The following is an 11,434-nucleotide window of genomic DNA, read 5'->3' as shown; positions in this document are numbered from 1 at the left end:
TTTTTCTTACAGTAGGTGCTTAAATACTCGATTATTTTCGAGCAAAGTATGGACAGGTCTCAAATATGGGCTGAATTTTGCATATTGGTAATTCGCTGACTGTCAGGCGCTTCGCTCACAACCGTGCATTCTAATCTCCTTAAAAGATACTTATCTCATTACTTTAAGCCCTGTTTTGGACTAAAAAGAGACGTTCCAACCCTGTTCTTCACATGGGTTAGACGGCTTACCTTAATGGGTTAAGAGGCTTATCTCTTTATACTTCCTCATCTATTGTATGGAGTTAGCCTCAAAATGGTGCAAACACGAGCAGAAAATTGCCTTTTCCAATTCTATTTGCCGAATAATAAAAGTGCCAAAAATTGTCATTTTTCTTTACGAAACACAAATGTGAAGACGTGGAAAATAGACGAAAATTAAAGGCGTGAAGTTTGGCGAAAGCATCTAAAAAACGCCTCGTAAAAAATTTCGAGGCATTGATTAGATGCTTAATTCAAACTTTCCAGTAAACGAAATCAACACTTTGATAACATAACTGGTCGTAGAATCTGGTATGGGTAAATAAGCACGATAGGTCACCCCATCGGCAGTAATTTTGTCAAAAAGAAAATCGGACAAGATGCACTGATTATAATAATCGCTCGGAATCAACGTCTTAAAATCCTGTTTCCTAAAGTCACGTGAAAAAATTCGGTTGGCGCCATTGAACACACTCACGTGGATAATGTTGTCGTAGTAGATGTTCCCCACTTCTACCCCTTCATCGGTATAGGTGTTTTTTATAATTTTATAGGTGGTGGGGTTCACCTGTATGTACAGATGATATCGCTCATTGCCAGCATGCACCACGGTATCACGCTTAATCAAACTGTTCTGATTGAGAGCCACAGGCTGCTTCGACATAAAGGCATAGCGGTCTTCGGGGTCATCACTCTTCACCAATCGAACCACATCGCCATACGGATTTTTGAATATAAACAAATGGGGTGCCTGTTTTACAATGGCATATTGCGTGATAGCATTGCCTTGTAAAATCAACGAATCCTGTACTATTTTGAAGTACACAGGAATACTGGTCGAGTCAGGATAATAAATGGTGTCGCCCTGTACCTTGAACACCACGCTCCCCTCGTCTTCATTGAGCCAAATGCCTTGCAGCAGTTTCTTTGCTTGCACATCTTCTTGGATAGCATCTTGCACGTTTTTCTTCTTGTCAGCGCCACAACTTCCCAATACGAGGAGCAGGGTAAACAAAAAGAGAGAAAGGGGTAATGTTCTATGGTTGAGCTTCTTCACTGTCACGTCCTTTATTGTCATCATCAGCAATTCTCCTAAATTTCCTCAAAGACTTCTGCCTCTCGGAAAGAGCAAGCATTCAAATCCTTCTCACTGGTGATAAAACAAGCTGGATCCAAAGGCCACTGAATGTTCAAATCTTCATCGTTCCAACGAATGCCTGTCTCGTGCTGAGGTGCATACACATTATCCACCTTATATGTAAAAATGGCTTCTTCGCTCAACACCAAGAAACCATGGGCAAACCCACGAGGTATGAAAAGTTGCCGTTTGTTATCGGCACTCAACTCTACAGCGACATGTTTCCCAAAAGTAGGAGATGACTTTCGGAGGTCTACAGCAACATCCAAGACGCTTCCTTGAATTACTCGAACGAGTTTTGCTTGCGAATAGACACCTTTTTGATAATGTAGTCCGCGCAGCACACCATAACTCGATTGAGACTCGTTGTCTTGGATAAAGTTGACCTCTCCTATATGGGCGTTGAATTCGGCTTGTTTCCAAGCTTCAAAAAAATAGCCTCGTGCATCGTTAAATACCTTTGGCTCTATAATCCAAACCCCTTGAATAGGGGTCTCTGTAAACTTCATCATATTGTATTGAAACAAATAATCTGAAGCAAAGATAACATTATTTGAAAGAATGACAAAGCAAATGCAGGTTTAATTTTTAGGTTGTTTATTTTTTCAAACAATTCATTGGTATATTCGCAAAAATAAGCTAAATTTGCAAACGTGATTGAATTAGAAAGACATATCGAGATTCTTCTGCTGAACAATGATTGCGTGATTGTCCCCAACTTTGGCGGATTCATGACGCATCATGTTGAGGCACACTATGATGAGGAGCAAGAAATGTACTATCCCCCACTGCGGACGATAGGATTTAATCCACAACTTACCCTGAATGATTCGTTATTGGCACAGTCGTATGTCGATGTTTACGACATCAGCTATCCAGAGGCATTGCAACGTATCGATAGCGAGGTGAGCGAAGTAAAGCAACACTTGGCAAACGAAGGCTCCTATGAAATGTCCGACCTTGGTACTATTTTCTATCATCATGACGGAAGCTATACGTTTCAACCCTGCGAGGCAGGCATCCTGACGCCCGAACTTTACGGACTAAGCACGGTAGACATCACGCCGCTAAGACGTGTTCAACCTCGCACAACCGCCCCTGCGCCTCAGTTGGAGGCGTCTACCAATCCAAAGAATGTGCCCATTCAGACCCATCCTGTGCTACCTGCCGAGACCGAAGAAGAGGCTCAAACTGATACAGAAGTAGCAGAGGTTCGCCCCGGTCGCACCATTGAAATAAAAGTGAGTGTGCTGCGCAATCTGGCTGCGGCATGTTTGGCAGTCTTGGCTTTCTTCTTATTCCCTGCCACACTCCATGATGCAGGAAATACAGCCGATATGTTTGGGAAGATTAACACCCGTCTGCTTTATCGCATTATGCCGAAAGACGTAACCACGGGGAATGCTCAAACAGAAACACAGCCTGCAAAACAAAAAGCTGAAGAGGTGGCAAAAGCAGAGCAACCGCAAACGGCTGCATCCACAACTGCAAAACAGGCAACGGCAGAAGAGAAGGCAGAACCTTTCTATACCATTGTCTTGGCAAGCAGAGTGACCATTCGCAACGCCACGACCTACGTGGAAGAGCTGCAGAAGCAAGGAGTCAAAGAAGCTGAGGTGTACACTAAAGCCAAGACCACCCGAGTAATTTTTGGGCACTATGCCACCGAACAAGCTGCCTACCAAGCATTGAACAGCTTGCGCCACAAACCCGCATTTACAGAAGGATGGGTCATGAAAATCAAGCACCCAACCGCAACCCGATAGAAATACTGACCGTGAAGAGAGTTCGATGTCCGAAATGTGACTATTATCTTACCTTTGATGAAACCAAATATACCGATGGGCAATCGTTGGTTTTCCAATGTCCAGCCTGCAACAAACAGTTTGGTATCAAGTTAGGTGTGTCCAAACAAAAGGACAAACAACAAGACGAAACTCCCGATGAACAAGCAGCAGTCAACTATGGAGAGCTGGTGGTGATAGAGAATGTATTTCATTATAAACAAGTCATTCCCCTCCAATTGGGCATCAACGTCATAGGACGTTATCAGAAAGGCAATGATATCAATTGCCCCATCGAAACCACCGACCCCAGCGTTGACATGACGCATTGCCGCATTCAGGTGTCGAAAAACAAACGAGGCGGTTTGAAATATGAGCTGAGCGATGGTCCCAGCTTCACTGGCACCTTTGTACACAACGAAATTCTGGGCGATCGTGAGCGTCGCATCATCTACGATGGCACTCTTTTTACTATCGGAGCAACAAGCTTAATTCTTCGCACACCTCGCGAAGAACAAGAATAAACAACTTTTTTGGTACAGCTAACCTGCATAACTACCACTCCTAAAGAGGGATAGGCACTCATACCACCTTCTCATTTTGCTCTTTTGACTGCCCTCACCCACCGCTTTATCCCCAAAACAGGAAATACCTGACTTTGCAATTCATATTTATCAGTGCCAAGATGGCTGACTATTCGAAAGAATTTAGTATCTTTGCATGAGTGAAACATTCGGCTCTTGAGGAAGAGAGAATGACGATTCAATAATAAAAAAGAAGACTATCGACCATGTTAGTAGACTATCAAAAGGTACAAATATATCAGGCTGACACGTTAGTACTGAAAGATGTAGATTTTCAAGTTGAGGAAGGTGAATTCATCTACCTTATCGGAAAAGTTGGTTCTGGCAAAAGTTCACTGCTGAAAACCATCTATTGTGAGTTGGATATCCAGACAGAAGAGGGAACTAAAGCGGAAGTATTAGGGCGTGATCTCACGCATATCAAACGAAAACAAGTACCCGGATTGCGACGCGAAATGGGAATTATCTTCCAAGATTTTCAGCTGTTGCACGACAAAAACATCTATATAAATTTGAAATTTGTACTCAAAGCCACAGGGTGGAAAGATAAGAAAGAGATTGATGCCCGTATAGACGAGGTGCTCTCAGCCGTTGAGATGACGGAGAAAAAATATAAGATGCCCCATGAACTTTCAGGCGGAGAGCAACAGCGAATTGCGATTGCAAGGGCACTCCTGAATCATCCCAAGATGATTGTCGCAGATGAACCCACGGGCAATCTTGACCCAGAGACCGCACACAACATTGTGAAACTGCTGAAAGAGATTACCCTAACGGGCACTGCCGTTGTGATGTCGACGCATAACATCCCCTTGTTAGATCAATATCCTGGCATTGTATATCGTGCGAAAGACGGACTTCTTGAAGATATTACCAGTTCTTACAACAAATCCGACTTGAAAGTAGACGCCTTGCAGGACACGCAAGAAAGTCAAGAGGCATAACCGCTTCGCACACAGCAGTAGCTTATTCACATTTTACATGAACTCAGGTAAACAGTTATCACGTATGAAAGTAATGAAATTCGGTGGCACTTCCGTAGGCTCACCAACAAGAATAAAGAATGTGGCAACGCTGATTACCACTTCAGGACAACCCACTTTTGTGGTTCTCTCTGCCATGTCAGGTACGACGAACACTCTGATTGAAATAGCAGACTATTTATATAAAAAGAATCCAGAAGGCGCAAACGAAGTCATCAACGCCTTGGAAAGAAAATATCTTGAGCATATCGAGGAGCTGTACAGCACGGAAACGTATAAACAGAAAACGCAACAGTTCTTGGCAGAAGAGTTTAACTATCTCCGATTGTTTACCAAAGACTTGTTTACCTCGTTTGAAGAGAAGTGTATTGTTGCGCAAGGCGAAATCATCAGTACCACGATGATGGTGAATTATCTGCAAGAACAAGGGATAAAAGCCGTTCTGTTGTCGGCACTCGACTTTATGAGAACGGATAAGAATGGGGAGCCCAATCTACCATATATCAAGGAAAAACTTGCCGAACAAATGGCTGCCAACCCAGGGCAACAAATCTACTTGACCCAAGGATTCATTTGTCGCAACGCCTATGGAGAGGTTGATAACCTGCTTCGGGGCGGTTCTGATTATACCGCTTCACTGATAGGAGCGGCACTACCAGCAGAAGAAATCGTGATTTGGACCGACATTGATGGCATGCACAACAACGACCCTCGCGTGGTAGACGACACCGAAGCAGTAGAACAGCTCAACTTTGAGGAGGCTGCAGAGTTGGCATACTTTGGTGCCAAGATACTACACCCGACTTGTGTGCAGCCTGCCAAATATGCAGGAATACCCGTACGGTTGAAAAATACCTTAGAACCCGATGCTGACGGAACCCTCATTAACAACACTATCAAACAAGGGGAGATCAAGGCGGTGGCAGCTAAAGACAACATTGTCGCCATTAAAATAAAATCGTCGAGAATGTTATTAGCCACTGGTTTCTTGAGAAAGGTATTCGAAATCTTTGAAAGTTATCAAACGCCTATTGACATGATTGCTACCAGCGAGGTGGGCGTGTCCATGAGTATTGACGACGACAGCCACTTGGATGAAATTGTTAATGACCTGATGAAGTTCGGTACGGTCACTGTTGACAGAGACATGTGCATCATCTGTGTAGTGGGCGACTTAGCTTGGAGTAACGTGGGGTTCGAGACCTTAGCATTAGATGCCATGCGACACATCCCTGTGCGCATGATATCTTATGGAGGTAGCAATTATAACATCTCGTTCCTTGTAAAAGCCAGTGACAAGAAAAAAGCACTACAAAGTCTCAGTGACATGCTCTTTCATCACCAAGAAGTTGAATAGAAGACTGGCACAACATGAACGCATTACCTTCTGCAGCCTGCTTAAGCACCAAGCAGACACCTTATTATTATTACGACACCCAGTTGCTTCATCGCACACTGGATGCCATTAAGCGTGAAACGGACAAGCATGCCCACTTTGAAGTGCATTATGCCTTGAAAGCCAATGCGCATCCCCAACTACTTCAACAGATAAGTCAGGCGGGGTTTGGTGCCGACTGTGTAAGTGGTGGAGAGATTGCAGCAGCCTTGAAGGCAGGCTTTCCTGCCAATAAGATTGTGTTTGCTGTGGTGGGAAAACGAGATGAAGAAATCAGATTAGCACTTCAACAGCACATTTTTTGCATTCATGTAGAGAGCTTGGAAGAGTTAGAAGTTATCAACGTGCTGGCTACTCAAGAACAACAAGTAGCACGTGTGGCATTGCGCATCAATCCCAATGTGGGTGCTCATACCCACGCTCACATCACCACAGGACTGTCAGAAAACAAGTTTGGCATTCCATTGACACAGATGAACACAGCCATAGAAGCCTGCTCTCGGCTCAAACACATCACACTCATAGGTCTTCACTTTCATATTGGTTCCCAAATCACAGATATGAGCGACTTTGTGTCTGAGTGTCAACGCATCAATGAGCTGCAAACAGAGTTAAACCAACACGACATTCATTTGCGTTACATCAATGTGGGAGGCGGACTCGGTGTGAACTATGACGACCCTGATGGTTGCGCCATCCCTGATTTCCAAGCCTATTTTGACACCTTTGCCCAACATTTACACTACACAAAAGAGCAAACCATTCACTTTGAATTAGGACGATCGGTTGTTGCCCAATGTGGGAGTTTGATAAGCAAAGTGCTCTATATCAAGGAAGGAGAACACAAAAAGTTTTGCATCATAGATGCTGGAATGACCGAACTGTTACGTCCTGCACTCTATCAAGCTCATCACAAAATAGAAAACAGGTCGTCTCAAGGAGCGCTGGACACCTATGATGTGGTAGGTCCTATCTGTGAATCGAGCGATGTCATGGCACAAGGTGTACTTCTACCCTCCTGTCACAGAGGCGATATCTTAGCCATTCGGTCGGCAGGAGCCTACGGTGAAAGTATGGCAAGTCAGTACAATGGCAGGCCTTTAGTTCAGGGATATTTAAGCAATGATTTTTCATCAGAGGAAAGAAAAATATAACATGATTATCAACGAAACAACCCTCATCATTAGCATCCTCGTGCTATTGCTGGCCTTGATAGCACCGCTTTGCAGTCCGTATTTCCGTTTTCGCCGTGATCTTCGTCGACTCATCACGACAGAAGAGGTGTCTGACGAGGAGGAAATCGTAGAGACGGCAGAGGATGTTGCCTTGTCTCAGCATAATGACAACACAGCCAACGACATACAAACGACAGAACCACCGAACATCACCGTCTTAGTGACGGTTCATGAACAGGCAAAAGAGTTGGCGAAGCATCTGCCTGCACTCTTGGAACAAGAATACGAAGGTGCCTTCGAGGTGGTGGTTGTGGCAGAACAAGGCGACCACGAAACCGAGATGGTGCTGAAGCGTTTTGCCAATAACCCACATCTCTACGCTACCTTTGTCCCCACTTCTTCTCGGTATATGAGTCGCAAAAAACTTGCCATTACGTTGGGTGTCAAGGCTGCTAAGCATGAATGGATACTCTTAACAGAGGCAGATTGCCAGCCAGCCAGTAGCACTTGGTTGCTTGAGATGTCTCGCCACTGCACCCAAGAGGCACAATTGGTCATGGGATATAGCCAGTATGAGCCTGCCGCCCCCACCCTTTATCAGCTGGAAAGGTGGTACTCGGATTTATATTTACTGCACCAGGCGCATCGCAGCATCGCCTATCGCACCAACTCGTGCAACCTCATGTTCCGCAAGAGTGGGTTCATTGCCCAAGACGGTTATCGAGGCAACCTGCAATTGTTGCGGGGGGAATACGACTTCATCGTCAACAAGTTTGCCGCTCCCCAAGCCAACACTGTCTGCATAGAACCTGCCTCATGGATGATAGAGGACATTCCTACAAAAAAGAAACGGCGCAACCAGCTGCTCTTCGAACTTGCCTCTCGCCCATTACTCCAACGCTCCTTCCGCTTACACCTTATATATAAGGTCGATCAGGTGATGCTTTATCTCTCTTATCTCGTGACGTTCATCGTGTTAGGGATTGCCATTAGCGAAGCCAACTGGATGCTCATCGTGACCGCTGCCATCGCTCTACTCTGCACGATAGGCATGAGAATGTGGGTCATCACAAAGCCTTTGAAATTCTTTATGCCCCACTTGTCTACATGGCAAGTACTGTGTTACGAACCTACTATCGTATGGCGTAACCTTCTGTTTAGGCAAAGATTTCGCAAAGCCGATGTTTACGATTTCACCAGTCATAAACTGTAAACATGAATATCGAGTTGTATCTTCCACCCAATGTTGCCAAACAGCCGCTTTATCAGCAATATGTTACATTGCTCGAAGAGGGACTTGCTGCACGCAGTGACATGACGCTGTCCACACAGTTTCCACAACTGATTCATGTCTTTGGCGCATGGAACGCCCAAACTTCGAAGCGCATCACGCAGGCACACCGACGACTGATACCCACAGTCTATTCTTCTTTGGGTGAACTGGCACCTTGGTGGTTTCATCAACAAGAAGTTCGACTGAGTCCCACAAAGCTACTTGCACAAAAAAAAGCGACAAAGAAAGCCACCACCGTATTGGTATGGGGAGAAAATGAGCGAAGAAGCATCCAGCAAAGGCAATGGAACGACCGCGTGGCATTGATTCCCAACCCCATCCTCACCGCCACTATCACACCGCAAGATTGCCTTGACCAGTTGGTAACACTCTACGAACAGACTATCCTTGAACACGACCAAAGGATGCGGCAAGTGATTGCCAAGAAGATGACCATCATCGAAGAAGACGCCCCATTGGAAAAAGAATTTTGCACACAAGTATTATATCTCAGGTATCAGTACCACCGCCGTAATATTTCAAAAGCGGCATTGGCACAATTAGCCACCTCGCTAATGACAGTTGACTACGATGAGGATATGCTTGTTCAAATGCTCATAACACTGCACGAAGAAAAGTTTGCTGCTCGCATCCTTCAGCTACTTGAAGAAGACAAACAAATAACAGAAGGGTTCATGCCATTAAATCCCCTTGATGACAAACACACCAAAAGGCTAAGAGAAGCCGTCAACACAACAGAACAGAATACGATAAAATAAATGGAAATGGAATACAAGCACCCTACTCTACAAGATTTAAGATATTTAGAATTACTGTCACAGTCGTTTCCCACAATCGCCGATGCAAGTACCGAAATCATTAACTTGCAAGCAATTCTGCATCTACCCAAGGGAACGGAACACTTTTTGGCAGACATTCATGGTGAGAACGAGGCTTTTCAGCATGTGTTAAAGAATGCATCTGGCAATATCAAGCGCAAAGTGAGCGAACTCTTTGGCAATACCTTGCGAGAGAGTGAGAAGCGAGAGTTATGCACACTGATTTATTACCCCGAACAGAAACTGCAATTGGTCAAGGCTGCCGAACAGGATATTTACGATTGGTATCACATTACCCTGCACCAGTTGGTAATGGTGTGTCGTGATGTGTCCAGTAAATATACGCGCTCGAAAGTGCGAAAAGCACTGCCCAAAGATTTCAGTTACATCATTCAAGAGCTCTTGCACGAAAATGCTGGCGTTACGAATAAGGTGGCTTATTACAACGTTATCATTGAAACCATTATCTCTACTGGACGTGCCGATGACTTTATCATTGCCTTGGCACACGTCATTCAACGATTAGTGATAGACCAACTGCACATCTTGGGCGATGTGTACGACCGTGGACCGGGTGCACACATCATCATGGACACCATGGAACACTATCACAGTTGGGACATTCAGTGGGGAAACCATGACGTGCTATGGATGGGGGCATGTGCAGGAAATAATGCGTGTATCTGCAATGTCATCCGCTTGTCGCTGCGATATGCCAACCTCACCACCTTGGAAGAGGGGTATGGTATCAACTTAGTGCCATTAGCTACCTTTGCCATGGAGACCTATGGAGACGACCCTTGCGAGGCTTTTTATCCCAAACTCAGTGGGGGTTCCAAAGAAGTTGCAGAGAAGACGCTGCGCCTCACAGCACTCATGCACAAGGCAATTGCGATTATTCAGTTCAAAGAAGAGGCACAACTCTATGAACGTCATCCCGAGTGGAAGATGCAAAACAGAGCACTCTTCAACTTTGTGAACTATGAGAAGGGTACTATCACATTGGACGGAAAAGAATATGAGCTTCACGATCATTATTTCCCCACAGTAGATCCTAATCATCCCAACGAATTGACGCCCGAAGAAAAGGAACTGATGCAACGACTTCACCATTCGTTCATGGTCAGCGAGAAACTGCACAAGCACATGCGATTGCTTTTACAACATGGGTGTATGTACGCCATCTTTAACGGCAACTTGCTGTTTCATGCCTCTATCCCACTCAACGAGGACGGCACATTGAAAGAAGTAGAGATTTATCCCGGACGTAAATATGTGGGAAGACAATTGATGCACCAGACGGGCATGATGATACGTACCGCCTTCCAACATGACGCTCCTAACGATGAACACCAATATGCCATCGACTATTTCCTCTACCTGTGGTGTGGTCCCGATAGTCCTTTGTTCAACAAGTCGAAGATGTCTACCTTCGAACGATATTTCATTGCCGACAAAGAGACGCACCATGAAGAGAAGGGAAACTACTTCAAACTGCGTAATCAAGAAGCAATAGTGGACCAAATCTTGGATGCCTTCGACGTAAAAGACCCCAATCGACACATCATCAACGGTCATGTACCCGTTCATGTGATGAATGGCGAGAATCCTATCAAAGCCAATGGAAAGCTCATGGTGATTGACGGAGGCTTCTCACAAGCCTACCACAAAGAGACTGGTATTGCTGGCTACACCTTGGTGTACCATAGTAGAGGTTTCCAATTGGTGCAGCATGAGCCTTTTACCAACACCGAGGATGCTATTTTGCAAGGCACAGACATCATCGGAACGACGCAAATTGTTGAGATGAGTGCACACCGCATGCTGGTGGCAGACACGGACAAAGGTGCAGAACTCAAACAACAAATCAAGGACTTGGAAGCTCTGCTCGATGCTTATCGCCATGGTGTGTTGAAAGAGAGAGATCGTCAAATGCGAAAATAATACAATCCTACACACGAAAAAACGCTCAACAACAATAAGATTGAGCGTTTTTTCGTCAAGAAAGGGGAACGGAGAAGAA

Annotated in this window: 10 protein-coding genes; 8 read left to right on the top strand and 2 right to left on the bottom strand. The window is 45.0% G+C overall.

Annotated elements, in window-relative coordinates; all coding sequences use genetic code 11:
- Nucleotides 1-480 precede the first annotated feature (480 nt).
- Together BN35_RS01480 and rfbC are read right to left on the bottom strand one after the other, a co-directional pair.
- On the bottom strand, nt 481-1,320 hold the full coding sequence (locus tag BN35_RS01480; protein ID WP_025071799.1) for a DUF4738 domain-containing protein: 840 nt from the start codon (nt 1,318-1,320) through the stop codon (nt 481-483).
- Nucleotides 1,321-1,331: 11 nt separating this feature from the next.
- The gene (gene rfbC / locus BN35_RS01475) at nt 1,332-1,886 is read right to left on the bottom strand and encodes a dTDP-4-dehydrorhamnose 3,5-epimerase (protein ID WP_028900723.1); all 555 of its coding nucleotides are present in this window, start codon (nt 1,884-1,886) and stop codon (nt 1,332-1,334) included.
- 144 nt (nt 1,887-2,030) lie between these two features.
- On the opposite strand from rfbC, the gene BN35_RS01470 reads away from it, so the two are divergent.
- From BN35_RS01470 to BN35_RS01435, 8 genes are all read left to right on the top strand, one after another.
- A complete protein-coding gene (locus tag BN35_RS01470) occupies nt 2,031-3,143 on the top strand; it encodes an HU domain-containing protein (RefSeq protein WP_025071800.1) in 1,113 nt (370 codons plus the stop codon).
- An 11-nt stretch (nt 3,144-3,154) separates the two neighbouring features.
- Complete coding sequence (locus BN35_RS01465; RefSeq protein ID WP_025071801.1) at nt 3,155-3,685, top strand: FHA domain-containing protein; 531 nt, start codon at nt 3,155-3,157, stop codon at nt 3,683-3,685.
- Between the two features lie 266 nt (nt 3,686-3,951).
- Nucleotides 3,952-4,689, top strand: a complete 738-nt coding sequence (locus tag BN35_RS01460) for a cell division ATP-binding protein FtsE (protein WP_025071802.1) — start codon at nt 3,952-3,954, stop codon at nt 4,687-4,689.
- 64 nt (nt 4,690-4,753) lie between these two features.
- A complete protein-coding gene (locus BN35_RS01455) occupies nt 4,754-6,085 on the top strand; it encodes an aspartate kinase (protein WP_025071803.1) in 1,332 nt (443 codons plus the stop codon).
- Between the two features lie 14 nt (nt 6,086-6,099).
- The gene (gene lysA / locus BN35_RS01450; RefSeq protein ID WP_044071071.1) at nt 6,100-7,278 is read left to right on the top strand and encodes a diaminopimelate decarboxylase; all 1,179 of its coding nucleotides are present in this window, start codon (nt 6,100-6,102) and stop codon (nt 7,276-7,278) included.
- 1 nt (nt 7,279) lies between these two features.
- Nucleotides 7,280-8,512, top strand: coding sequence for a glycosyltransferase (locus BN35_RS01445; protein WP_028900724.1), 1,233 nt, complete (start codon nt 7,280-7,282; stop codon nt 8,510-8,512).
- A gap of 2 nt (nt 8,513-8,514) precedes the next feature.
- Nucleotides 8,515-9,351 carry a glycosyltransferase family protein gene (locus BN35_RS01440; protein WP_025071806.1) on the top strand — a complete coding sequence of 279 codons (837 nt, stop codon included), beginning with the start codon at nt 8,515-8,517 and terminating at the stop codon, nt 9,349-9,351.
- A complete protein-coding gene (locus BN35_RS01435; protein WP_028900725.1) occupies nt 9,352-11,355 on the top strand; it encodes a fructose-bisphosphatase class III in 2,004 nt (667 codons plus the stop codon).
- Nucleotides 11,356-11,434 lie beyond the last annotated feature (79 nt).

This window comes from Hoylesella timonensis 4401737 = DSM 22865 = JCM 15640, assembly GCF_000455445.1.
In the GTDB taxonomy this organism is placed as follows: Bacteria; Bacteroidota; Bacteroidia; order Bacteroidales; family Bacteroidaceae; genus Prevotella; species Prevotella timonensis.
The sequence above is the reverse complement of the archived record's forward strand: the minus strand, read 5'-3'. Positions and strand labels throughout refer to the sequence as shown.

Excerpts from the sequence above, each read along its gene's own strand:
- BN35_RS01480 (WP_025071799.1), bottom strand. The coding sequence starts at position 1,320 with ATGATGACAATAAAGGACGTGACAGTGAAGAAGCTCAACCATAGAACA.
- rfbC (WP_028900723.1), bottom strand. The coding sequence starts at position 1,886 with ATGAAGTTTACAGAGACCCCTATTCAAGGGGTTTGGATTATAGAGCCA.
- BN35_RS01460 (WP_025071802.1), top strand. The coding sequence starts at position 3,952 with ATGTTAGTAGACTATCAAAAGGTACAAATATATCAGGCTGACACGTTA.
- BN35_RS01455 (WP_025071803.1), top strand. The coding sequence starts at position 4,754 with ATGAAAGTAATGAAATTCGGTGGCACTTCCGTAGGCTCACCAACAAGA.
- lysA (WP_044071071.1), top strand. The coding sequence starts at position 6,100 with ATGAACGCATTACCTTCTGCAGCCTGCTTAAGCACCAAGCAGACACCT.
- BN35_RS01445 (WP_028900724.1), top strand. The coding sequence starts at position 7,280 with ATGATTATCAACGAAACAACCCTCATCATTAGCATCCTCGTGCTATTG.
- BN35_RS01440 (WP_025071806.1), top strand. The coding sequence starts at position 8,515 with ATGAATATCGAGTTGTATCTTCCACCCAATGTTGCCAAACAGCCGCTT.
- BN35_RS01435 (WP_028900725.1), top strand. The coding sequence starts at position 9,352 with ATGGAAATGGAATACAAGCACCCTACTCTACAAGATTTAAGATATTTA.